Source organism: Pseudarthrobacter raffinosi (assembly GCF_023913735.1).
In the GTDB taxonomy this organism is placed as follows: domain Bacteria; phylum Actinomycetota; class Actinomycetes; order Actinomycetales; family Micrococcaceae; genus Arthrobacter; species Arthrobacter raffinosi.
The window spans coordinates 1-23,009 of record NZ_JAMXBH010000011.1; the positions used below are offsets into that span (position 1 = coordinate 1).

Below are 23,009 nucleotides of genomic sequence, written 5' to 3' on the forward strand. Positions count from 1 at the left end.
TCGTGAATCCGGCACGTGGCCGCGCCGGTGAGCTCATCCCCGGCCGGTTCCGGCACAAAGCCCGGACCTGGCGGGAGCGGCACCACCCGGTCAGCATCGAAAAACGCCATACCAGGTGTGCCGCGGACCGACGGGTGGAGTATGCCCCGGACCGGGACGGTATGGCCTGGCTCTCCGCCTACCTGCCCGCGGATCAGGCCGCGGGGATCTGGGACCGTACCACCACCGCCGCCCGCGCCCTCCAAGGCCCCCATGAGGACCGGACCCTCACTCAGCTCCGCGCCGACACCGTTGCCACCTGGCTCCTCGGCGTAAACGCGGACTGCATCAGCGGCGGATCAAGCGGCATCACCGGCGGAACCGATCTCAGCTCTGGCCGGGAATCCGTCGGCGTGGGTGGCGGTATTCCCTCACCGCGGGCGCAGGTGCTGATCACGGTCCCGGTCATGGCGCTGCTCGGCCTCACCGATGAATCGGCCATGCTCGACGGATACGGGCCGATCCCGCCATCCATTGCCCGCCACCTGATCGCCGACGGTGCCGAATCCTTCCACCGCGTCCTGATCGATCCCCGCGATGGCGCACCGCTCGAGATCGGCCGGACCAGCTACCGGCTCACGAAAGCCCAACGCCAATGGCTCAGGTTGCGCGACGGGAAATGCCCGTTCCCCGGCTGCAGCAACCACTCCCTCGACAACGAAGCCGACCATATCCTCGCCTGGGGCCACGGCGGCACCACCGGGATCAGTAATCTCGGCCAGCCGTGCCACAAACACCACCGGCTCAGACACACCACCGCATGGAAACCCACCACCGCGGGCAAGAATGAACCACCCGGTTGGATCTCACCCACCGGACGGCACTACGCGAGCGAACACCCCGACTGGGAACCACCGACGTTGCCAGCACCGGAAACAACAGGAGCCTTATGCACCACGCCGCCTTAGCGCGGGCCATGTCGCGGGCTGGGTATTGAGGCGCAGCGTCAGCCGCGGAGTCCGACAAGCCGGAGTGCCACAGCCGCGCCACAATAAACCGGCGTGCCACAGCCCGTCGCAATAAACATGCGGCCGGTGTCCGGCCGCGCCAGCTCGGTAGGGCCTCATGTGTCCGGCTGCCCAGCTCGGCAGGGCCTCAAGTGTCTGTGAGGATCCGCTCGCGCCTGTGGGGGGAGGAACGCAGAAACCCCCGCCGCTTTTGCAAGCGGCGGGGGTTTCATATGTGCCCTCGATTGGAATCGAACCAACGACCTTCTGCTCCGGAGGCAGACGCTCTATCCCCTGAGCTACGAGGGCAATTCAGGGATCCTGCCGTTGCCAGCGGGACGTCCTAGAGCTTAGCAGGAAGGTGCCTGCAAGGAAAAACGGCCCTGCTCAGTAGCCCGAAAAAGAGTCCACGTATACCCGGCGCGAGCCGGCCTTATGGGCTGCACGGCGCAGCGATGCGACGCTCGCAGGGGACCCGGAGATGTAGACAGCCCGGCCGGCAATGTCGGGAACGAGGGCCTTCAGGGAATCTCCGTCCAGCCGGGCGCCAGCTGAAGCGCCCCCGGATTCCAGCGTCCCGGCATCGGTGATGAACGACGGCGGGACCGAACCGTCTGCGAGGCGTGCCAGGATGCGCGCCCCGGACGCCTGCAGCTCGGCAGTGTAGGCAATTTCGGCAGCGTTGCGCGCCAGCAGCAGGAGAACCACGTCCCGGTCCTGCGCGGCGCCGGAAGCCAGCTGCGCAAGATAGGGCGTGATACCGATGCCCGCGGCTATCAGGAGGACGGGGGCCCGGGGATCGCGGGGCAAGACAAAATCTCCGCCCACGGATGTGGCGGCCACCTCATCACCAGGCTTCAGGTCCAGCAGGACTTTCTTCGCCGCGGACAGGGGCTCCGCCGTCCGGACGCCAAACTTCACCGTCCCCGAACCGGGGGCGCTGGTCAAACTGAACACCCGGCGTCGGCCTTTACCGTCAGACTTGGCGTGCGGCAGATCCAGTTCCATGTACTGTCCCGGCACAAACCGGACGGGCCGGGACGGTTCAAAGGCGAACTCTGTGGTGCTGGGCGTCAGAGGGCGGGAGCCAGCGAACCGGAGCCTGAGCCCGCCGCGCTGGCCCACAAGGAACGCCAGCAGGTTGCCGACCAGCAGGGCCAGCTCCGGCGAGTTGGCGATGAAGCTGAAGTTGTACGGCACTGCGAACACCACACCAACCAGTGCGGCGAGCGCGAGCTGCTGCCAGCGGCGTGGAGCGAGGGTGAGCGGCTCCGTCAGCATAAAGCCGACGAAGAACAGCAGCGGCCGCTGCGCCAGGGCCTGCCAGAGTGCGCTGCCCAGGGTAAGCCCTGCCTGCAGCAGCTCAGCGCTCACAATTGATGTGGCAACCACAAGGAACACGGCCGCCATGAGCAACTTACGCGTCCGGTAGAGCACCAGGAGGACGCCCGGAACCAGCAGCCACAGCATGGCAGGCGTGGCGGTCCACCACGTTGCGATGTTCAGCCCCGTCAGCCCGGTGACAAACGCCCCGGCGGCGGCGGGGTTGAAGATGTGCCGGCCACGCCAGGCCAGCGCGTATTTCGAGGCGGAGGCCAGCACACAGGCCAAGGCCACTCCCGCCATATCCAGGGGCATAAAGGAGGGCCAGAAGAGGAAGTACAGGAGCAGGCCGGTGATCAGCGACGACTCGGAATGCGGGCGGACGTGGAAAAGGGCAGCCAGCCCTCGGTTGGACACGTAGGTCAGGCCAAGGCACAGCATCAAGTGCACCAGCATCTGCGGGATGCCGAAAGTGAGCCAGCCAAGGGCATTCAGCAGAAGGCTGTACGTGGCAAGGGCTGCCAGCACCAGCAGGATCAGCCGGTACATCGTGTACTTGCCCAGCAGGGTGTCCAGCCGGCCGGCAGTGAAAACGGCAGTTGCCTTGGGGGCGTCAACGGGGCTCATGAGAACAGTGTCCCTTCAAATCCGTCCGAGTAGGCAGCGCTTCCATCAGAAAAAACCGTCAGCCAGGAAAAATCGAAACTCCGTTCCAATTCTTTGCCCGGAACAAAGAACAGGGCGGTGGCCAGGGCATCGGCAACTACGGTGCTTTCTGCCATGGTCCACGTGGCTACCGCCGTACTGACGGGCAGCCCTGTTGCGCCATCGAGCACATGGTGCAGGCCGTCGCCCCACGCCCGTCTGTTTGAGGCTGACGCGCACAATGCGCCGCCTGCCAGCGGCACGGCCCCGATGGCCCTCGCCGGATCGTACGGGTGCTCCAACGCCACGGAGACCGGATCAGGCCCGCGGTGCAGCAGGTCGCCGCTGGCGTCAATCACGAAGGAGTCCACGCCGCAGGAGCGCAGCTCAATAGCGAGAAGGTCCACCAGCTGCCCCTTACCGGCGGCACCGATGTCCAGGACCAGGGGAGCGGTCGTGGTGAGCACGTTGCCGTCCCACGTCAGGACGTCCTCCCAGCGGGGTGCCGGAAGCGCGTTCCCTGCCGGCCGCAGGGAATAGGCGGCGTCGTACCCGAGGCGCTCCAGGCTGCCACCGATCAGCGGCGTCATTGCACCGCCGGTGACCTCATACAGCGAGCGGTACAGCCGGCCAAGGTCCGCCGCTTCCGGCGGCAGCTCATACCGCCCGGGCTGGCGGGCCATGGCACCGACGGTCGAATCGGACCTAAACCGGGACCAGTCGCCGTCGTAGCGCTCCACCAAGGCGAGCAGCCGGGCACGGACGCTGGCGTCAAGCGGACGGGGGGTGGAGATTTCCCAACGGGTTCCGATCCCGTCGAAGCGGAAGTCCTCCGGGTCCGGCACGGCCTACTGGGCCTCGGCCTTGATCTTGTCCAGCGCCTGGTTGAAGCCGCCGCTGGTGAGCGAGGATCCTGCCACCTTGGAGACGTTGAGTTCGTCGATGCTCTTGCCCACAACCTGCGCTGCGATCCCGCCGGCGAATTCGCCCTGGAATTTCCGGGTGTTGGGGTTCGAGTGGTGCTGGGTGATGTTCACGGCCGTGACCGTGCCCGCGGCGAGCGTCAGCTCAACCCCCACGGTTTCGGTCCCGTTGGGGGAAACATAGGTGCCGTCAGCGCTGTAGGTGCCGTCCTGGTAGAGGGAGGCGCTGCTGGCCGGCGATGATGCCGTGCCGGAAGGGGCCGTCGTGGCGCCGGACGTGCTGTCGGAAGCCGCGGCGGGCACCGCTGGCGTGGCCGACGGCGCGCAGCCGGCCACCGTTCCAGAGAGGGACAGGCCGGCGATGCCGACGAAAACACTCTTGCGGACTGACGGTCTCATGATGGGGCTCGTTTCGTGGGCTGGGTGCTTGCGCTGTACTCAACGTCGGATTCAGCGTAATGGTTCACCCTTTGAATCAGCAGTGCGTCCGCTGTGAGGAAAAGTTGTGCGGAACCAGTCACGCACCACCCCCAAATTCGTCCCAGTGGCGGCCCCCGGTAGGCTAGAGGGGTGACTCCCGAAGAACTCTCCCTCGCCATATCCGCCTGCCTAAAAGACGCCGTCGCCGCCGGCGAAATCGCGCTTTCCGCATCAGCTGTCCCTGATGAGGTGCGCGTGGAGCGACCGAAGAACCGGGAACACGGCGACTGGGCCACCAGCATCGCCCTCCAGCTGTCCAAGCAGGCCGGCACCAACCCGCGCGAATTCGCCACCGTCCTGAGCGCCCGGCTGAAGTCCATCAACGGCGTCGCTGCCGTGGATATCGCTGGCCCCGGCTTCCTGAACATCACCGTGGACGCCGCCGCTGCGGGTGCCCTGGCGAAGGCCATCGTGGAAGCCGGACGTGACTACGGCACCACCACCACGCTCGCCGGCCACGTGGTGAACATGGAATTTGTGTCGGCGAACCCCACCGGTCCGCTGCACATCGGCCACACACGCTGGGCAGCCTTGGGCGATGCCATCGCACGTGTGCTGCGTGCTTCGGGCGCGGAGGTCACCGCCGAGTACTACATCAACGACGCCGGTTCGCAGATGAACGTGTTCGCAAACTCTGTTTACTCGCGGCTGCATGGACTTCCGGTGCCGGACGGCGGCTACCCGGGCCAGTACATCGCCGACCTCGGCCACGACGTCCTCACCCAGCACCCCGACATCCGCGAACTCACCGAGGTGGCGGCACTTCCTGTCATCCGCGCCGCCGCCTACAAGGCCCAGATGAAGGACATCAAGGACACCCTTGCCGATTTTGGCGTTGCGTTTGACGTCTACTTCTCAGAACAGGAACTGCACGACACCGGCCACATCGAAAATGCCGTCGCCCGCCTTCGCGAGCAGGGCCACGTGTTCGACGACGGCGGTGCGGTCTGGTTGCGCACCACCGACTTCGGGGACGACAAGGACCGCGTGATGATCCGCGCGAACGGTGAACCCACCTACTTTGCCGCGGACGCCGCGTACTACCTCTCCAAGAAGGACCGCGGCTTTACGGAAAAGATCTACCTCCTGGGCGCGGACCACCACGGTTACATCAACCGCCTCAAGGCCATTGCGGCCTGCGCGGGCGATGATCCCGAGGTGAACATCGAGGTGCTGATCGGCCAACTGGTGTCCGTTAACGGCGCCAAGCTGTCCAAGCGTGCCGGCAACATCATCGAGCTCAAGGACCTTATCGACTGGCTGGGCAAGGACGCCGTTCGTTATTCCCTGGCCCGCTTCCCGGCAGATTCCCCGCTCACCCTGGATCCCGATCTGCTGAAGAAGCACAGCAACGAGAACCCGGTGTTCTACGTCCAGTACGCCCACGCCCGGTCCCGCGGCACCGCCCGCAACGCCGTGGCTGCCGGCGTGGATCGGAGCGCGTTCGATGCTTCACTTCTGGATCACGCCACGGAAAACGAACTGCTCTCCTACCTGGGCAGCTACCCCTCGATTGTGGCCAAAGCCGCCGAACTGCGTGAACCCCACCGTGTGGCCCGCCATCTCGAGGTCATTGCCGGCGCCTACCACCGCTGGTACGACGCCTGCCGTGTTGCCCCGCAGGGCGACGAAGCCGTCACCGACGTCAACCGCACTCGCCTGTGGCTGAACGACGCCACCAGCCAGGTGCTGGCCAACGGACTGGATCTGCTGGGCGTGTCCGCACCGGAACGGATGTGAAACTGATGTCGGCACAGGAAACTTCGACGCAGAAGGTGTCAGCAGAGGACACCAACAGCGGATCCCCGCTGGCTCCCGAGTGGCTGGCCGTTCCCGCGGACCTGAATGCGCTCCACGAGCCCATGTGGGCGCAGGATGTGCGGAAGAACGACGCCGGTGAGCTCGCCATCGATGGCATCGCCGTCAGCGAGCTCAAGGCGCAGTTCGGCACGCCGCTCTTTGTGATGAGCGAGACAGACTTCCGGGCCCGCGCACGTTCCTTCAAGGACGCCTTTGATGCCGCGTTTGCCGACATCTGCGGGGGAGTGGACGTCTACTATGCTGGCAAGTCCTTCCTGTGCACAGCAGTAGCCGCCTGGGTGGCAGACGAAGGACTCCGGCTGGACACGTGTTCCGGCGGCGAGCTCGCGGTGGCGGCCCGGGCCGGCATCAAGGGCGAAAACCTGGGCCTGCACGGCAACAACAAATCCGACGCCGAGATCAACCGGGCGCTGGATATGAAGCTGGGACGAATTGTGGTGGACAGCCTCGATGAGCTGGACCGCGTTGCCAAAATCGCCTCGGGCCGCGGCGAAATTGCCAACGTTATGCTGCGCCTGACTCCCGGCGTCCACGCGCACACCCACGAGTTCATCGCCACCGCCCACGAGGACCAGAAGTTCGGTCTATCCATGGCCGGGGATACCACCGAGCAGGCCGGACTGTCAGCAGCGGAGGAGGCCGTGGCTGCGGCCACGGAATACGCCAGCATCGAACTGCTGGGCCTGCACTGCCACATCGGCTCGCAGATCTTCGAGCCGGACGGCTTTGAACTCGCCGCGCAGAAGCTCCTGCGCTTCCACGCTGCCATGCAGGAAAAGTACTCCATCGTGATGCCCGAGCTGGACCTCGGCGGCGGCTACGGCATTGCCTATACCCCGGTGGACACCCCGCGCCCCGCAGCTGACGTCGCGCAGGCGATGGCCGCCGTCGTGCGTTCCACGTGTGCTGAGCTGGGTATAACTGCTCCCCGGATTTCGATCGAACCCGGACGCGCGATTGTCGGCAGCACCACCTTCACGTTGTACGAGGTGGGTACCCTGAAAACTGTCCGCGTCGACGCGCCGGGCGATTCAGAGGCCAACGAGAACGTTACGCATCCGCGCCGCTATGTGTCAGTGGACGGAGGCATGAGCGATAACGCCCGCCCGGTGCTCTACGACGCGGATTATTCGGCGATTCTGGCCTCACGCACGTCCGCCGCGTCCCCGCAGCTGTCCCGCGTAGTGGGCAAACATTGCGAGAGCGGCGACATAGTTGTTAGAGATGTATATCTGCCCGAGGACGTGGCAGCCGGTGATCTGCTTGCTGTACCGGGGACCGGCGCCTATTGCTGGGCCCTGTCAAGCAACTACAACTATCTGGCCCGGCCGGGCGTTGTCGCGGTGCGCGGCGGATCTGCCCGGCTGATTGTCCGCGGGGAAACCGAAGAAGATCTGCTTAACCGCGACATGGGAGTGCCGAATGACTGAATTGCGAACCCTGAAAGTAGCCCTGCTGGGCTGTGGCAACGTTGGGGCCCAGGTTGCGCGGATTCTCATTGAGGACGCCGACGCCCTTGCCGCCCGTACCGGGGCCCGCCTGCAGCTCAGCGGCATCGCGGTGCGCAACGTCAATGCCAAGCGGGATGTGGACCTGCCGCAGGACCTCTTCACCACCGACGCCGACACCCTGGTCAAGGACGCCGACCTGGTGATCGAGCTTATGGGCGGGATCGAGCCTGCCCGCACGCTGATCCTCTCCGCGCTGCGCAACGGCGCCTGTGTAGTCACCGGCAACAAAGCCCTGCTCGCCCAGGACGGCCCCACTCTCTACGAAGAGGCGGACAAGGCCGGCGTGCAGCTGTCCTACGAGGCCGCCGTAGCCGGTGCCATCCCCATCCTGCGCCCCATCCGGGACAGTCTGGCCGGCGACCGCATTACCCGCGTGCTGGGTATCGTCAACGGCACCACCAACTTCATCCTGGACCAGATGGACTCCACCGGCGCGCAGTTCGCTGACGCCCTCGCCGAGGCCCAGCGCCTTGGCTACGCCGAAGCTGACCCCACCGCCGATATCGAAGGCCACGACGCCGCCTCCAAGGCCGCCATTCTCGCGTCGCTGTCCTTCCACACCCGCTTCGCCCTGGAGAACGTCCACTGCGAAGGCATCACGTCCGTCAGCGCGGCGGACATCGCTGCAGCCAAGGACGCCGGATTTGTCATCAAACTGCTGGCCATTGCCGAAAAGCTCACGGATGCCGACGGCGGCGAAGGCGTTTCCGTGCGCGTGCACCCCACGCTGCTGCCGCGCGAGCACCCGCTGGCCGCCGTTCGTGGCGCGTTCAATGCGGTCTTCATCGAGGCGGAAAACGCCGGCGAGCTGATGTTCTACGGCCAGGGTGCCGGCGGAACCCCGACGGCGTCCGCCGTCCTGGGTGACCTTGTCTCGGCCGCCCGCCGCATTGTGCTGGGCGGCCCGGGACGCACGGAGACCACCACCGGCCACGTCCCGGCCCTGCCCATCGCCTCAGCCATCACCAGCTACTACATCGGCCTGGACGTCGCTGACCAGCCCGGCGTGCTGGCCCGGATCGCCCAGCTCTTTGCGGAGCACGGCGTGTCCATCGAAATCATGCGGCAGACCATCCACCGGGACGCAGAGTCCAACGTGGAGTCTGCCGAACTGCGGATCGTTACCCACCGCGCATCAGAGGCTGCCCTCGCAGCCACCGTCGAGGCCGTCAAAGGCCTGGACGTCATCAATTCAGTGACATCCGTTCTGCGGGTAGAAGGAGTCTAAGTGGCTCACCAATGGCGCGGCGTTATCCGCGAATACGCTGACCGGCTGCCCGTAACGGAATCCACCAGGGTCATCACGCTGGGCGAAGGCGGCACTCCGCTGGTCCACGCGCAGAAGCTCTCCGAGCTCACCGGTTCCACGGTGTACCTAAAGGTCGAGGGGATGAACCCCACCGGTTCGTTCAAGGACCGCGGCATGACCATGGCCATGACGGCCGCCGTCGCGTCCGGCGCCAAGGCCGTCGTGTGCGCGTCAACCGGCAACACCTCAGCGTCCGCCGCGGCCTACGCCACGGCAGCGGGACTGAAATGCGCTGTGCTGGTCCCCGAAGGCAAGATCTCCATGGGCAAGCTGAGCCAGGCCATCGCGCACGGCGCCACGCTGCTCCAGGTGGACGGCAACTTCGATAACTGCCTGGACATTGCACGGAAGCTGGGGGAGTCCTACCCGGTGTTCCTGGTCAACTCCGTGAACCCGGCCCGCATCCAGGGCCAGAAGACGGGCGCGTTTGAGATTGTTGATTCGCTCGGCGATGCTCCGGACATCCACGTCCTGCCCGTAGGCAACGCCGGCAACATCACGGCGTACTGGAAGGGCTACAAGGAGTACTCGGCGCCGTTCGAATCCGACACGGCCGGAACCTTGCCCGCCGTATCCACCAAAACCCCCCAGATGTGGGGCTTCCAGGCCGCCGGCGCGGCACCGTTCGTGGCAGGGCACCCCATCACGGAACCGGACACCATCGCCACTGCCATCCGGATCGGCAACCCGGCGTCCTGGGACGGTGCCATCGCGGCACGTGACGAGTCCGGCGGATTCATCGACGCCGTGACTGACGAACAGATCCTGGATGCCCACCGCTGGCTGTCCGCCCGCGAAGGCGTTTTTGTGGAGCCCGGCTCCGCCGCCGGTGTGGCCGGACTGCTCAAGAAGCACGCCGCCGGTGAAGTTCCGACCGGCAAGACCATCGTCATCACCGTGACCGGCCACGGCCTCAAGGACCCCCAGTGGGCCCTCCGGACCGAGGACGGCAGTGAAGTGCAGCCGGTCAAGGTCTCAAACGATGTCGTGACAGTCGCAGCTGAACTGGGACTGGAAGAAAAGTAGCCTTGGAAACCACCTCGCCCACCGCCGTTGACCTGCCCGTCATCGAAGCAGGCCAGCGCGTCACCGTCAGGGTCCCGGCCACCAGCGCAAACCTCGGACCGGGTTACGACAGCCTGGGCCTCGCCCTGGCACTGCACGACACCCTGACGGTGGAAAGCCTCGAATCCGCTGAGCTCGTCTTCGAGCTCAGCGGTGAGGGGGCGGACACGCTGCCGCAGGACGCCAGCCACCTGGTGGTCAGGGCGATGGAGGCTGCCTTTTCCCGGCTTGGATACCGGCACGGCGGCCTCAGGATCACGGCGACGAACGTCAACCCCCATGGCCGGGGCCTGGGATCATCGGCGTCGGCAGTGGTGGCGGCCGTCTCGGCCGCCAATGCCATGGTGCCCGAAGCGGCGCGTCGCGGGCGGGACTGGATCCTGCAGTTGACCAGCGAGATGGAAGGCCATCCGGACAACGTCGCGCCCGCGATTTTCGGCGGACTGGCGCTGTCATGGCAGGACAGTGACCGGTACAGCAGCACGTGCGCTTCCGTGGCCGGTTCCGTGATTCCCATCGTGGCCGTCCCCGATTTTGAATTGTCCACCGAGGCCGCGCGCGCCCTGCTGCCGGCGTCTGTGGGCCATCATGCCGCGGCCATGAACTCCGGACGGGCTGCGCTGCTGATCCATGCGCTGACCCAGAAGCCCGAGTTCCTGCACGCCGGCACCGAGGATTACCTGCACCAGAGCTACCGGGCCGAGGCGATGCGGCCCAGCGCGTCCCTCATCAGGGCACTGCGCAACGCGGGCCACGCGGCAGTGGTTTCGGGTGCCGGACCTACGGTCCTGGTTCTCGCCGACGGCGAAGCCGAAGCCGCCGAGGTCCTTGGGTTTATTGAGTCCTTTACAGAGGCGAACACGCCGGGCATCGGCTGGCGCGTGCTAAAGCTGGCAGTGGACGTCGAAGGTGCTAAGGTGGACTTGCACCGGCGGTAATTCCGCCTATCTGATCGGCAGCTGCATTCAGTTGTTAGTGATCTCCTACTGCGCAATATTTTCCGGTGCCGCCTGCTTGGTCTGTCGCAGGAATCTGCAGCTGAATTGTCTGCCCCTGAATAGTCAGCCCAGCGCCCCGCCATTAATCGGTGCGTGAGGTGAATCAGTATCCGGCCCTGCTGGCCGAAATCCAACCGGCAAGACCGAAAATGCGGCTGCAGATCTGAACTGCAGCCCAGATCAAATCATCGCGTCCAGCTCCCAGTCTGGACGCCGTCGAGGGGGAAGGATCCTTCGTGACCGAAACCACTGAGCTGTCTTCAGCTGTGGAACCATCAACTTCTGCTGCCGGATCGTCAACGGCCGTACCCGCCAAGAGCAGTGGCCTCGCCGGCCTCAAGCTCGCCCAGCTGCAGGCACTTGCCAGCCAGCTGGGGATTTCCGGTGGATCCCGCATGCGTAAGGGGGATCTGGTGACCGCCATTTCCGCCCATCGCGCAGGCACGTCAGCCAGCAAGGCCCCGGCCAAGGCTGCCGAGAAGGCGACCGAAAACCACGTAGCCCCGGCCGCTACCGTACCGGTGGCTGCCGCCAGCGAAACCTCGGAGGCCCCGGCCACTGAGGGGACCCGTGCCCGTGGCCGTGGACGCAGCCGCCGCGCTGTCAGTGACGGAGTAGTTGCGGCCCCCGCCGCGGCAACGGCCATTGAAGCTCCGGCCGCCGCGCCCGTTGAGGCTCCGGCGTCAGCGCCCGTTGAGGCCGGCGCAGCAGCTGAGGGCGAACGCCGCCAGCCGCGCACCCGGAACCGGCGCCGCGGCGATGCGGCTGCCACGTCTACGCAGGCAGAAGCCACTGAGGCTCCGGCCGAGCAGCCCGCCGCTGAGCAGCGCCAGGCTGACCGCACCGAAACCCAGCGTGCCGATTCCCAGCGCACGGAAACCCAGGGCGCCGAATCCGGCGACAGCCAGCGTGCTGACCGCCGCGAGAGCGGCCGCACCCGTGGCGCCCTCGACACCACGGCCCGTGACAGCACAGCCCGTGACAGCACAGCCCGTGAAACCACGGCTCGTGAAACCACCGCCCGCGAGACCACCGATGGTGGCCGCGACAACGCAGGCAACCGTGACTCCGGCCAGCGTGACGGCGCCCGTCGCGATGACAGCCGCGATAACGACGATTCCGACGGCGGCAGCCGCCGCAACCGCCGCAACCGCCGCGACCGGAACGACCGCAATGACCGCTCCGGCGGCCAGGGTGGCCAGGACAGCCGGGACAACTCCCGCAACGACCGCTTCCGCGACCGCAACGACCGCCGTCGGGGACGCACCCAGGGACCGGACGTCGACGACGTCGAGGTCACCGAGGACGACGTCCTGCTGCCCGTCGCTGGCATCCTGGACGTGCTGGAGAACTACGCGTTCATCCGCACCTCCGGTTACCTGCCGGGTCCGAACGACGTTTACGTCTCCCTCGCCCAGGTCAAGAAGTACAACCTGCGCAAGGGCGACGCCTGCGTCGGTGCCATTCGTGCACCGCGTGAAGGCGAAGACCGCAGCCAGCAGACCGCCCGCCAGAAATTCAACGCCCTGGTCCGCGTCACCTCCGTCAACGGAAAGACGCCGGAAGAGCTCAAGGACCGCGTCGAATTCGCCAAGCTGGTTCCGCTGTACCCGTCCGAGCGCCTGCGCCTTGAGACGGATCCCAAGAAGATCGGCCCCCGCGTCATCGACCTGGTCGCCCCGATCGGCAAGGGCCAGCGTGGCCTGATCGTCTCCCCGCCGAAGGCCGGCAAGACGCTCATCCTGCAGTCCATCGCTAACGCCATCACCATCAATAATCCTGAGGTCCACCTCATGATGGTGCTCGTTGACGAGCGTCCCGAAGAAGTCACGGACATGCAGCGCACTGTCAAGGGTGAGGTTATTGCCTCCACCTTCGACCGTCCGGCCGATGACCACACCACCGTGGCCGAGCTCTCCATCGAACGCGCCAAGCGCTTGGTGGAAATGGGCATGGACGTGGTGGTCCTCCTGGACTCCATGACCCGCCTGGGCCGCGCCTACAACCTGGCAGCACCGGCCTCCGGCCGTATCCTGTCCGGTGGCGTCGACTCCGCCGCGCTGTACCCGCCGAAGCGTTTCTTCGGTGCAGCCCGCAACATCGAAAACGGAGGCTCGCTGACCATCCTGGCAACCGCCCTCGTGGAGACCGGTTCCAAGATGGACGAGGTCATCTTCGAAGAGTTCAAGGGCACCGGCAACATGGAGCTCCGCCTGTCCCGCCAGCTGGCGGACAAACGCATCTTCCCGGCCGTGGACGTCAACGCGTCCGGCACACGCCGCGAAGAGAACCTGCTTTCCCCCGAGGAAGTCAAGATCATGTGGAAGCTGCGGCGCGTCCTTTCCGGACTCGAAACGCAGCAGAGCCTTGAGCTGCTGACCAACAAGATCCGGGAGACCGGGAGCAACGTCGAGTTCCTCATGCAGGTCCAGAAGACAACGCTTGGTGCGAAGTCGGATAACGACAAGTAGCTACGCTCACCGCTCAAAATATGCCGGCCCTTTGGCCGGCATATTTTGAGCGGTTCGTCGTTAAGTCTCGTGAAACTAGACTTGTAAGAGTCGAAAGAGGTTTTGAAAATGTTTGAGTCCGTACAGGGCCTGCTTGATGAGCATGATGCTATCCAGGCGCAGCTTGGTGATCCTGCTGTCTATGCTGACCAGCGGCTGGCCCGGAAGCTGGGGCGGCGTTCTGCGCAGCTCAATGGCATCGTGGAGGCATACAACAAGTGGCATGCCCTGGAGGACGACCTCGCCGCTGCGAAGGAAATGGCCTCGGAGGACCCTGAGTTTGCTGCCGAGGTTCCCGTGCTGGAAGAAGCGCTGGAGCAGGCTTCTGCGAAGCTGCGCAGGCTCCTCATTCCGCGGGACCCCGACGACGCCCGCAATGTGATCCTGGAGGTCAAAGGCGGCGAAGGCGGCGACGAAGCCGCGCTCTTCGCCGGCGACCTCCTGCGGATGTACACCCGGTACGCGGAATCACGCGGCTGGAAGACTGAACTCATCTCGGCCAACGAATCCGATCTCGGTGGCTACAAGGACGTCCAGATGGCCGTCAAGGGCAACTCGAACGATCCTGCCGAGGGCGTCTACGCACGGCTCAAGTTCGAAGGCGGCGTCCACCGCGTGCAGCGTGTGCCCGTCACCGAATCCCAGGGCCGCATCCACACCTCTGCCGCCGGCGTCCTGGTCCTTCCCGAAGTTGACGAGCCCGAAGAGCTGGACATCAACCAGAACGACCTCAAGATCGACGTCTACCGCTCGTCGGGTCCCGGTGGCCAGTCCGTGAACACTACGGACTCCGCTGTCCGTATCACGCACCTTCCCACCGGCATCGTGGTGGCCATGCAGAACGAGAAATCCCAGCTGCAGAACCGCGAAGCCGGCATGCGCGTGCTCCGCGCCCGCATTCTGGCGCACCAGCAGGAAATCATCGACGCCGAGAACTCGGCCCAGCGTAAATCCCAGATCCGCACCATGGACCGTTCTGAGCGCATCCGCACGTACAACTACCCGGAAAACCGGATCGCGGACCACCGCACCGGCTACAAGGCCTACAACCTGGACCAGGTCATGAACGGGGACCTGGAACCGGTCATCCAGTCCGCCATCGAGATGGACGAACAGGCACGCCTGGACGCCATCGGCGACTAGCCGCCGGCACCCATGACACTCGGGTCTGGGCAGTCCCTCGCGGCTGCCGTCAGCGAGGCCACGGTGATCCTCCGGGACGCCGGGGTCCCCAGCCCCCGCGTCGACGCGGAACTCCTGGCGGACCACCTGCTTGGTGTGGGGCTCGGGAGGCTCCGGGCGATGATGCTGGGGGACACTCCAGCGCCTGTTGGCTATGCCGAACTTGTCGCTGAACGGGCCCAACGGATCCCGCTGCAGCACATCACCGGAGTGGCGCACTTCAGGTATCTGGAGCTCGCCGTCGGGCCGGGGGTTTTTATCCCCCGGCCGGAAACAGAGTCCGTTGTGCAGCTGGTCATCGACCACGTCAAGGGGATGGCACACCCGCGGATTGTTGACCTGGGCACGGGCTCGGGCGCAATAGCCGGCTCCATCGCCCACGAGGTGCCCGGCGCTGAAGTCCACGCCGTGGAATACAGTCCGTTCGCGCACGCGTGGGCGGCCCGGAACCTGGCGCCCCTGGGCGTCAAGCTGGTGCTGGGGGACCTCCGCGACGCGCTGCCGGAACTTAACGGAACCTTCGACGTCGTAATCTCCAACCCGCCCTACATTCCCGCCGAAGCCATCCCGAATGAACCCGAAGTTGCCCTGCACGATCCTCCCGAAGCCCTGTACGGCGGGGGAGCGGACGGCATGGAACTTCCGACGGCGGCGGCCGCCTCGGCTGCCCGGCTGCTGGTTCCCGGCGGCTACTTCGTGATGGAACACGCGGAAGTCCAGGCCGGCTGGATCGCCGGCATGATGCAGCGGACGGGTGCTTGGCGGGAGATCACCACGCACCTGGACCTCAACGGCAAGGAACGCGCCACGAGCGCCGTCCTTGCCGGTCCGCACCACGAGTGATGAAAGAATAGGCCAGTGACCACAACCTACAACTGCACGTCCGAGGATCAGCGCGCCCTTGGCCTGGAGCATGCCCAGCGTGCCATCAGCGAAAAGAAGTGCGTGGTGTTCCCCACGGACACGGTCTACGGAATTGCCGCCGACGCCTTTTCGCCGCAGGCCGTCACCATGCTGTTGGCCTCCAAAGGGCGCAGCCGCACCATGCCGCCGCCGGTACTGATTCCCCGGATCAACGCGCTGGACGGCCTGGCCACAGATGTTTCCGCTGATGCCCGCAAGCTCGCCGAGGCGTTCTGGCCGGGGGGACTGACCCTGATTCTGCACGCCCAGCCGTCACTGGACTGGGACCTGGGTGAGACCCAGGGAACGGTGGCCCTGCGTATGCCCGCCGACGAGGTGGCCCAGGAACTCCTGACGCTGACCGGTCCGCTGGCCGTTTCCTCCGCCAACCGGACCGGCCAGCCGCCGGCACAGACCGCCGCGGAGGCACGTGCCCAGCTCGCGGAGTCCGTGGAGGTCTACCTCGAAGGCGGTTTCCGGCCTGTGGAAGGAACTGACGCCGTGCCCTCCACAATCGTGGATGCCACCGGGACGCTCCTGCGCGTGGTGCGCAACGGCGCTGTGTCCCTGGAGCAACTCCGGGCGCACGTTCCGGGCGTCTTGGGCCTGGGCGAGATTCCGATGGCTGAGCCCGAGGAAGAATCTGAAGAAGTCGCTCTGCCGGCCGAATCAGCCGCTGAAGGGCCGGCCGCTGAAGAGCCGGCAGCTGAAAAAGCTGCCAACGAGCCGTCCGCGCCGGTTCGGGAGACTGACGGGTGAGCCTGGCACGCCAGCACATCCCCGTCCTGGGCGTGGACGCCACGCCGCTCAAGGTTGACGACCTGCTTGAGGTGCTGGCGGGGTTCGTCGCCGACGGGACCAAGCGGACCGTCGTCGGACATAACCTGCACAGTGTCACGCTGACACATTCCGACGCCGGCTTTCGTTCCGTTTATGAGGAGAGCGACGTGGTGCTCCTCGACGGGGCACCGGTGCTCTGGCTGTGGAGCCGGACGGGGAATGCCGTGGGGCCGGTCATGGAGTACCGGCTGGGTTCCACGGACTGGTTGCCGTCCCTGGGCAAGGTTGCCGGCCTGAAGCGGATTGCGGTGGTTGGCGCCGGCGCCGAGGCGAACGCCTTGGCTGTCGAAAAACTCCGGAGCATTGTTCCCGGTGCCACGATAGCGGGCCTGCCCGGCGAAGGCTGGAACGACGACGTCGAAACGGCCGCTGTGCGCTGGCTCGCGGAGCAGCAGCCCCAGCTCGTCCTGCTCGGGTTGGGAATGCCGCTGCAGGAATCAGTGCTGCAGCGCCAGCTCGACACGCTCCCGCCGGCCATCTACTGCACGGTGGGCGGCGCTATCGACCAGCTGGCCGGAATCCAGAAGCTTGCACCTCGATGGCTCGGGAGGCTCGGGCTTGAGTGGGCATGGCGCCTGCTGCTGCATCCCCGCCGCGTGGCGTACCGCGTGTTTGGCGAGCCGTGGGTGCTGCTGTGGCTGCTGGCCCGCCGCCGGCTGCGGCGCGTGTCCTAGAACTTCTGGTCCTCCAGCGGCGCGAAGCCCTTGGCACGCAGTCCCTTCGAGAAGGAACTTGCCCAGGCAAGCAGTCCCTTCAGGTCACGGCGCTGCGCAAAGTAGCCAAGATAGCCGCCGACGTCGGCCACCAGCGACTTAACCCGGAAATAGCGCCGGATCAGGTACCCGCGGTTGCGGTAGTAGTAGTAACGTTTGAACGCCGAATCCGGCACGATCACATGCCATCGTGCACCAAAGACGTGCTTCGTCTCGGAAAACGCATGCGGGTGGGTGATGGCGGTGGTGGTCACCGTGCCGAACCGGATGCCCGCCTTGCGGAGGCGGATGGTGAAGTCCACCTCGTCGCCGCGGATGAAGAGGCGCATGTCCGGCAGGCCCACCTTGAAAAACACGTCGGACCTGATCAGGGCACCGTTGAAGAAGTGTCCGTCGTTGGGTAGGAAACCTACTTTTTCCAGTTCGGCCCGGTCATGGGTGACTTTCCCGTCCAGCCGGAAGAAGAAGGACAGCCGGTCGGGATGGCCGGGGGCAACCACCAGCGGGACCACGGCTTCAAGGTCGCGTGCCTCAGCCTCACGCAGCAGCGTGGCGAGGCATTCGGGATCTGCCGGCTCGGCGTCGTCGTCCATCATCCAGACCCATTTGGCTCCGCTGGCCACCGCCTTCAGCGCGGCGAGGGCGAAGCCGCCTGCCCCGCCGAGGTTCGCTTCGGAACGGACGTAATCAACATTTGGGTGCCGCGCGGCAACATCGCGTGCGGGGTCCGTGCCGCTGTCGACAAGGCAGATGGTGTCCACTGCCGCGGACTGCGCATTAATGGCGTCCAGCAGGACGGACAGCTCTTTATGACGGTTAAATGTCACGGCGGCAACTGCAACCCGGACGGTCATGGGGATTCCTTTCAGCATGGCCTTCAGGGGATTCCCCGCTCGCAATGCGCCAGTGTGGCGCGAAGCCATGGAGCCGTTGGCGCTAGTATCTTGACTAGAGTCCACTGTAATACAGCCCTGTAAGGCACCAAGCACTGCCTGCTGCGCGCCCGGCGACGGAGAAGTTTCATTTATCGAAAGTCAGATTCCCCGCCAGTGAGCCCATCGATCGAGGACCACCTGTTCGGGCCGCTGTCCATGCCTGTGCGCACCCGCAGGGTTGCGCCGCACACCGACGAAACGGCCGCTATCGCATGATTATGTACCTGCTTATGGGGCTGACGGCTGCCGTCGTGTCCTACGGAGCCACCTGGGGTGCCCGCGTCATCGGGCACCGGCTTGAACTCCACGCCCCCATCCGCAGCCGTGACATGCATACGACGCCGGTGTCCCGGCTGGGCGGGGTTGCCATCTTCCTCGGCGTGCTGGTGGCCCTCCTCGTGGCCAGCCAGTCCTTCTTCGTCAAGGACATCTACCGGAACAACTTCTCGCCGTGGGGCGTCCTGGCGGGCGCGGCACTGATCGTGCTCGTGGGGATCGCGGATGACCTCCTGGATATCCGTTGGTGGGTGAAGCTCATCGGCCAGAGCGCCGCAGCCCTGGTGGTGGCCATTTGGGGCGTCCGGATGACCATTGTCCCGTGGGTTCCGGAGCCGATCTACCTGGAGAACGAACTGCTCCGCGTCGTGCTTACGGCCGGGCTCATCGTGACAACCATGAACGCCTTCAACTTCATTGACGGCCTCGACGGGCTGGCCGCCGGCGTGGCCATCATCGGCGGAACTGCCTTCTTCTTCACGGCGTACTGGGTGCACCGGAATGCCGTCCTGTTGGACTATTCGGACCTGGCCACCCTGCTCACCGCCGTCGTCGTTGGCAGTTGCATCGGCTTCCTGCCGCACAACTGGTTCCCGTCCAAGATCTTTATGGGCGATTCCGGTGCCATGCTGATCGGCCTGCTGATGGCAGCCGCCGGCATCGTCTCCACAGGCCAGATCACCTCAGGGCTGTACGACCGCGCCAACGGTATCTCCACAGTCATACCGATTCTGCTGCCCTTCGCCGTGCTGTTCCTGCCACTGCTTGACCTGGGCCTCGCCGTCGTCCGCCGGACAGCGCGGGGACGTTCGCCATGGTCCGCAGACCGAGGCCACCTCCACCACAAGCTGCTGGATATCGGTTACTCGCACCGGACGGCCGTGATCCTGATGTACCTCTGGACCGCCGTCCTGTCCTTCGGGGGATTGGCCTTTGCAGTCTTCCCTTGGCAAGTTGTATTGGCCGCCGACATCTTCGCCACGCTGGTCATGGGCCTGATTACGGCCTGGCCTTACCTGCGCCGCCACAGTGACCAGTCGCCGGCGTAACGGCGTTCGGATTTATTTCTATCTCGTGTAGAATTTAGGGGCAGCCCAAGCTGCCCCTCCACCCAGCCCCAGGGCGCCGACGATTGGGATCTTATGACCTCCAACGCCGAACCCGGACGTTTGTCCGGCAGCGGACCCGTTGGTGTTTCCGGTCCCACGCGCTCGCTGTGGCTTCGCCTCCTCGCACTCAGTTCAGCTGCCGGTGCAGGCGCACTGATTCTGGCGGGCATCCCGGCTGTGATCCTGAACGGCCCCAGCGGCGTTCTGTCCAGTACTTTGGGCGGCCTCCTGGTGATGCTCTTCTTCGCCATCAGTCTTCTCGTGGGCCACTTCGTGGGGCGCAACAACCCCTCCGGTGCCATCGGAATGTTCGCGGCCACCTACTTTGTCAAGGTCGTGGGTTTCGCGGTTGTCCTGTTTGTGATCGGAGCACCTGCCTGGCTTCACGACCGATGGTTCCTGATTGGTGCCGTTGCCACTGTTGTCTTCTGGCAGGCTGCCGAAATCTATGGCTTCAGCAAGGCGCGCCTGCAGATTTACAACGACCCCGAGCCCAAGGAGCCGAACGATGCCTGATCGGAAACGAACAGCGAAAAACGGTTCCTCCGTGCCCAAGAACGCTGCGCCCACGCCGGGGGTGTCGGCCGAAAACAACGACGGCGGATACAACGCCGGAATGGCCGTCTTTAGCTACATTATTGGCGGAATCATCGTCTGGAGTTTGATAGGGTGGGGTCTGGATTATCTGTGGGGAACCCGCTGGATCGTGCTCGCAGGCGCTCTGCTTGGAGCTCTCGGAGGTTTCTATCTTTCCCACATGCATGGCCTTACCAGTTCCAGAACCACGGCAGGTAAGAGCGGCGCAGACAGCGGCCCGTCCGCGGACGGAAACACAAATGCCAAATAATTTCACAGGGGGAGCTGCGGAGCACAATTCCGCGGGTCCTCGACCAACGCCCAATGATGGACACTGCAGAGAGGAAACGCGTTGATCGCGCTTGCGCTCCCGGCCCAAGATTCAGGAGAGTTCAATCCTCCTGGAATTGAAGAAATGCACCTGCCGGCAATCCTGCCGTGGGGGGTGGCTGACGGATTCTCCAAGCAGATGCTGCTGGTAATCCTATCGGTCGTCATTATCGCCACATTCTTTCTGCTAGCTGCGCGGAAGCAGCAGCTTGTTCCCGGCAAGCTCCAGTTCGCTGGTGAAATGGCTTATGGCTTTGTCCGAAACGGCATTGCAAAAGACATTATCGGCGGCAAAGATTTCATGAAGTATGTCCCGCTGTTGTTCAGCCTTTTCTTCTTCATTCTGGTGAACAACATCTACGGCGCCATTCCCGTGATCCAGCTCCCAAGCTTCTCGCACGTTGGCGGCGCCTATGTCCTCGCGGGCATTGTGTACGTCACCTGGATTGCCATCGGCATCAAGAAGAACGGCCTGAAGTATTTCAAGCTGGCCACCGTGCCGTCCGGCGTCCCGGTCTACATTCTCCCGATTGTGATCCCGATCGAGATCATCTCGAACTTCCTGGTCCGGCCGGTCACACACAGCCTCCGTCTCTTTGCCACCATGCTGGCAGGACACTTGATCGTCATGATCGCCGGTTCCGGCATTGAGTTCCTGGTGATGCAGGAGAACATCCTGCTCAAGGGAACCTCCCTTCTGGTCATCGCCGGCGCAGTTGCCATGTACATGCTGGAAGCACTGATCATGGCCCTGCAGGCCTACGTCTTCACGCTGCTGACCGCCATTTACATCGAAGGCGCCCTGCACGCGGACAGCCACTAGGCACCCACAAACTTCCCCTCACGGGGATGAAGCAACCCAAACAACCTGCCACATAGATGGCATCTTGAAAGGAAGAAAAATGGAAGGCACCATCAACGGCTCCCTCAACCTCATCGGCTACGGACTGTCCGCAATCGGCGGTGGTATCGGTGTTGGCCTCGTGTTCGCTGCTTACATCAACGGCGTAGCACGTCAGCCGGAAGCCCAGCGCGTCCTGCAGCCGATCGCATTCCTCGGCCTCGCCCTGACTGAAGCCCTCGCCATCCTCGGCCTGGTCTTCGCTTTCGTTCTCTAGTCTGACTTCAGAACCAAGCGAACATCCAGAACCGAGTAGATAAGGACGGGTGAATTATGTATCAAACGATCATCTCAGCCGCCGTGGAAGGCGCCGAGGCGACCAACCCGCTCGTTCCCAACGTCTGGGAAATGGGCGTCGTTCTCGCCGGCTTTGCTGTCCTCATGTACATCGTGGTCAAGTTCGTTGTCCCGATGTTCGAGAAGACGTTTGCAGAGCGTGCCGAGGCCATTGAAGGTGGCATTGCCAAGGCAGAAAAGGCGCAGGCAGAGGCTTCTGCAGCACTCGAAGAGTACAAGCAGCAGCTGACCGATGCCCGTGCCGAGGCCAACCGCATCCGCGAGGAAGCCCGTGCAGAAGGCGCCCAGATCCTTGCAGATCTGAAGGAAAAGGCCGCCTCTGAGTCTGCCCGCATCACGGCCCAGGCACACGTGCAGATCGAATCGGAGCGCCAGGCCGCAGTTGTGTCTCTGCGCTCCGAGGTAGGCACGTTGGCCACCACGCTGGCAGGCCGCATCGTTGGCGAAGCACTCAACGATGACGAGCGTTCTGCCCGTGTGGTTGACCGCTTCCTGGCAGATCTGGAGAACCAGAACGCAGGTGCAGCTAAGTAATGTCAGGTGTATCGAGCGAATCGCTGACCACGGCGCTGACCCAACTGGAAGCAAAGCTTCCGTTGGCCTCGCTGCAGTTGGCTAAGGAACTCTTCGGAATCCTGGGAACGGTGGACAGCTCGGCTGGCTTGCGCCGCGCCCTGACTGACCCGTCCCGCACCGGTGACGAAAAGTCGGCGCTTGTCAGGCAGCTTGTTGGCGGAAAAGTCTCCGCTGAGGCTGCGGACATCGCGGGCGGACTGGCCAGTTCACGCTGGGCATCGGCCCGAGATATCGGCGATGCACTCGAGACGCTTGCAGCAACGGTGGTTATCGCCGTTGCTGAAAACAAGTCGGCCGTTTCTGCCTCCGGAATCTCTGGGCTGGAAGAGCTGGAGAACGATCTGTTCTCCTTCAACCAGGCCGTTGCCTCCAACCACGAGGTACAACGTGCTCTGTCTGAGCCGCAGGCCAGTGCTGCAGCGAAGACCGGGTTGGCGCAGAAGCTGCATCCCGGCGCAGGCGAGGAAGCAAAAGTCCTCATCGCGCAGGCAGTTTCCCAGCCCCGCGGCATCAAGCCGACGCGGCTCGTAGCCCGGTTCGCCGAGCTGGCAGCCAAACGGCAACAGCGCTGGATTGCAACGGTCAGCGTCACCCGTCCCTTGACGGAGACGCAGTTCGCTCGCCTCCAGGCAGGGCTTAATTCCCTGTACGGTCGCGAGCTCAAGATCAACATCACCGTTGATCCTGAACTGATCGGCGGAATCCGTGTCCAGGTGGGTGACGAAGTGCTCGACGCTTCGGTTATAACCCGGCTGGGACAGCTTCACCGCCAACTGGCCGGATAGCCGGACAAGCACAAC

Annotated in this window: 22 protein-coding genes and 1 tRNA gene; 18 read left to right on the forward strand and 5 right to left on the reverse strand. The window is 64.7% G+C overall.

The genetic code is table 11. The features are described from left to right. On the forward strand, window positions 1-947 hold a 947-nt coding region (locus NG698_RS11445), incomplete at its 5' end, for an HNH endonuclease signature motif containing protein (protein ID WP_252609838.1). 275 nt (window positions 948-1,222) lie between these two features. On the opposite strand, the gene NG698_RS11450 is transcribed toward NG698_RS11445, so the two are convergent. The 4 genes from NG698_RS11450 to NG698_RS11465 form a co-directional block, all read right to left on the reverse strand. Further along, window positions 1,223-1,295: transfer RNA gene (locus NG698_RS11450), tRNA-Arg, on the reverse strand. A 78-nt stretch (window positions 1,296-1,373) separates the two neighbouring features. Next, window positions 1,374-2,936 (reverse strand): ferredoxin--NADP reductase, encoded by a 1,563-nt coding sequence (locus NG698_RS11455; RefSeq protein WP_252609840.1) that lies wholly within the window; start codon window positions 2,934-2,936, stop codon window positions 1,374-1,376. Continuing rightward, a complete protein-coding gene (locus tag NG698_RS11460; protein ID WP_252609842.1) occupies window positions 2,933-3,799 on the reverse strand; it encodes an FAD:protein FMN transferase in 867 nt (288 codons plus the stop codon). The genes NG698_RS11455 and NG698_RS11460 overlap by 4 nt, the downstream gene beginning before the upstream one ends. A 3-nt stretch (window positions 3,800-3,802) precedes the next feature. Further along, window positions 3,803-4,276 carry an FMN-binding protein gene (locus tag NG698_RS11465; protein WP_252609847.1) on the reverse strand — a complete coding sequence of 158 codons (474 nt, stop codon included), beginning with the start codon at window positions 4,274-4,276 and terminating at the stop codon, window positions 3,803-3,805. 171 nt (window positions 4,277-4,447) lie between these two features. Between NG698_RS11465 and argS the strand changes: the two genes are divergently transcribed. From argS to NG698_RS11515, 10 genes are all read left to right on the forward strand, one after another. After that, window positions 4,448-6,097, forward strand: coding sequence for an arginine--tRNA ligase (gene argS / locus NG698_RS11470; RefSeq protein WP_252600097.1), 1,650 nt, complete (start codon window positions 4,448-4,450; stop codon window positions 6,095-6,097). Between the two features lie 5 nt (window positions 6,098-6,102). Next, complete coding sequence (lysA, locus tag NG698_RS11475; protein ID WP_252600096.1) at window positions 6,103-7,608, forward strand: diaminopimelate decarboxylase; 1,506 nt, start codon at window positions 6,103-6,105, stop codon at window positions 7,606-7,608. Further along, the gene (locus NG698_RS11480; protein WP_252600095.1) at window positions 7,601-8,917 is read left to right on the forward strand and encodes a homoserine dehydrogenase; all 1,317 of its coding nucleotides are present in this window, start codon (window positions 7,601-7,603) and stop codon (window positions 8,915-8,917) included. The genes lysA and NG698_RS11480 overlap by 8 nt, the downstream gene beginning before the upstream one ends. After that, window positions 8,918-10,024: a threonine synthase gene (gene thrC / locus NG698_RS11485; RefSeq protein WP_141140976.1), complete on the forward strand. Its 1,107-nt coding sequence runs from the start codon at window positions 8,918-8,920 to the stop codon at window positions 10,022-10,024. It begins immediately after the preceding gene. A 2-nt stretch (window positions 10,025-10,026) separates the two neighbouring features. Then, the gene (gene thrB / locus NG698_RS11490) at window positions 10,027-11,001 is read left to right on the forward strand and encodes a homoserine kinase (protein ID WP_252600094.1); all 975 of its coding nucleotides are present in this window, start codon (window positions 10,027-10,029) and stop codon (window positions 10,999-11,001) included. Between the two features lie 296 nt (window positions 11,002-11,297). Further along, window positions 11,298-13,532: a transcription termination factor Rho gene (gene rho / locus NG698_RS11495; RefSeq protein WP_252609848.1), complete on the forward strand. Its 2,235-nt coding sequence runs from the start codon at window positions 11,298-11,300 to the stop codon at window positions 13,530-13,532. A 108-nt stretch (window positions 13,533-13,640) separates the two neighbouring features. After that, entirely contained in the window at window positions 13,641-14,714 is a 1,074-nt protein-coding gene (prfA, locus tag NG698_RS11500; RefSeq protein WP_058932004.1) for a peptide chain release factor 1, read from the forward strand. Window positions 14,715-14,726: 12 nt separating this feature from the next. Then, on the forward strand, window positions 14,727-15,596 hold the full coding sequence (gene prmC / locus NG698_RS11505) for a peptide chain release factor N(5)-glutamine methyltransferase (RefSeq protein WP_104061165.1): 870 nt from the start codon (window positions 14,727-14,729) through the stop codon (window positions 15,594-15,596). Between the two features lie 15 nt (window positions 15,597-15,611). Next, window positions 15,612-16,415, forward strand: coding sequence for an L-threonylcarbamoyladenylate synthase (locus NG698_RS11510; protein WP_252600091.1), 804 nt, complete (start codon window positions 15,612-15,614; stop codon window positions 16,413-16,415). Beyond that, window positions 16,412-17,170, forward strand: a complete 759-nt coding sequence (locus NG698_RS11515; RefSeq protein WP_252609849.1) for a WecB/TagA/CpsF family glycosyltransferase — start codon at window positions 16,412-16,414, stop codon at window positions 17,168-17,170. The genes NG698_RS11510 and NG698_RS11515 overlap by 4 nt, the downstream gene beginning before the upstream one ends. On the opposite strand, the gene NG698_RS11520 is transcribed toward NG698_RS11515, so the two are convergent. Next, a complete protein-coding gene (locus tag NG698_RS11520; RefSeq protein WP_252609850.1) occupies window positions 17,167-18,063 on the reverse strand; it encodes a glycosyltransferase in 897 nt (298 codons plus the stop codon). The two genes, NG698_RS11515 and NG698_RS11520, sit on opposite strands and share 4 nt — an antisense overlap. A 293-nt stretch (window positions 18,064-18,356) precedes the next feature. Here NG698_RS11520 and NG698_RS11525 point away from each other — a divergent pair, with 293 nt between their 5' ends. The 7 genes from NG698_RS11525 to NG698_RS11555 all read left to right on the forward strand — a co-directional run bounded on the left by NG698_RS11525 (window position 18,357) and on the right by NG698_RS11555 (window position 22,994). After that, window positions 18,357-19,469 carry an MraY family glycosyltransferase gene (locus NG698_RS11525; RefSeq protein ID WP_252565138.1) on the forward strand — a complete coding sequence of 371 codons (1,113 nt, stop codon included), beginning with the start codon at window positions 18,357-18,359 and terminating at the stop codon, window positions 19,467-19,469. Window positions 19,470-19,562: 93 nt separating this feature from the next. Further along, entirely contained in the window at window positions 19,563-20,045 is a 483-nt protein-coding gene (locus NG698_RS11530; RefSeq protein ID WP_252609852.1) for a Cg1360 family ATP-synthase-associated protein, read from the forward strand. Next, window positions 20,038-20,376 (forward strand): hypothetical protein, encoded by a 339-nt coding sequence (locus tag NG698_RS11535; RefSeq protein WP_227008120.1) that lies wholly within the window; start codon window positions 20,038-20,040, stop codon window positions 20,374-20,376. Before NG698_RS11530 ends, NG698_RS11535 begins: the two co-directional genes overlap by 8 nt. An 81-nt stretch (window positions 20,377-20,457) precedes the next feature. Further along, a complete protein-coding gene (gene atpB / locus NG698_RS11540; protein ID WP_056349417.1) occupies window positions 20,458-21,258 on the forward strand; it encodes a F0F1 ATP synthase subunit A in 801 nt (266 codons plus the stop codon). A 79-nt stretch (window positions 21,259-21,337) separates the two neighbouring features. Beyond that, window positions 21,338-21,553, forward strand: coding sequence for an ATP synthase F0 subunit C (atpE, locus tag NG698_RS11545; RefSeq protein ID WP_056349415.1), 216 nt, complete (start codon window positions 21,338-21,340; stop codon window positions 21,551-21,553). Window positions 21,554-21,609: 56 nt separating this feature from the next. After that, complete coding sequence (locus tag NG698_RS11550; RefSeq protein ID WP_252609854.1) at window positions 21,610-22,167, forward strand: F0F1 ATP synthase subunit B; 558 nt, start codon at window positions 21,610-21,612, stop codon at window positions 22,165-22,167. Further along, entirely contained in the window at window positions 22,167-22,994 is an 828-nt protein-coding gene (locus tag NG698_RS11555) for a F0F1 ATP synthase subunit delta (protein WP_252600087.1), read from the forward strand. The genes NG698_RS11550 and NG698_RS11555 overlap by 1 nt, the downstream gene beginning before the upstream one ends. Window positions 22,995-23,009: the final 15 nt, after the last annotated feature.

Coding starts and splice junctions, on each gene's coding strand:
- NG698_RS11465 (WP_252609847.1), bottom strand. CDS start 4,276: ATGAGACCGTCAGTCCGCAAGAGTGTTTTCGTCGGCATCGCCGGCCTG.
- NG698_RS11480 (WP_252600095.1), top strand. CDS start 7,601: ATGACTGAATTGCGAACCCTGAAAGTAGCCCTGCTGGGCTGTGGCAAC.
- NG698_RS11535 (WP_227008120.1), top strand. CDS start 20,038: ATGCCTGATCGGAAACGAACAGCGAAAAACGGTTCCTCCGTGCCCAAG.
- NG698_RS11530 (WP_252609852.1), top strand. CDS start 19,563: ATGACCTCCAACGCCGAACCCGGACGTTTGTCCGGCAGCGGACCCGTT.
- NG698_RS11520 (WP_252609850.1), bottom strand. CDS start 18,063: ATGACCGTCCGGGTTGCAGTTGCCGCCGTGACATTTAACCGTCATAAA.
- NG698_RS11555 (WP_252600087.1), top strand. CDS start 22,167: ATGTCAGGTGTATCGAGCGAATCGCTGACCACGGCGCTGACCCAACTG.
- NG698_RS11550 (WP_252609854.1), top strand. CDS start 21,610: ATGTATCAAACGATCATCTCAGCCGCCGTGGAAGGCGCCGAGGCGACC.
- atpE (WP_056349415.1), top strand. CDS start 21,338: ATGGAAGGCACCATCAACGGCTCCCTCAACCTCATCGGCTACGGACTG.
- NG698_RS11525 (WP_252565138.1), top strand. CDS start 18,357: ATGATTATGTACCTGCTTATGGGGCTGACGGCTGCCGTCGTGTCCTAC.
- prmC (WP_104061165.1), top strand. CDS start 14,727: ATGACACTCGGGTCTGGGCAGTCCCTCGCGGCTGCCGTCAGCGAGGCC.
- prfA (WP_058932004.1), top strand. CDS start 13,641: ATGTTTGAGTCCGTACAGGGCCTGCTTGATGAGCATGATGCTATCCAG.
- NG698_RS11455 (WP_252609840.1), bottom strand. CDS start 2,936: ATGAGCCCCGTTGACGCCCCCAAGGCAACTGCCGTTTTCACTGCCGGC.
- lysA (WP_252600096.1), top strand. CDS start 6,103: ATGTCGGCACAGGAAACTTCGACGCAGAAGGTGTCAGCAGAGGACACC.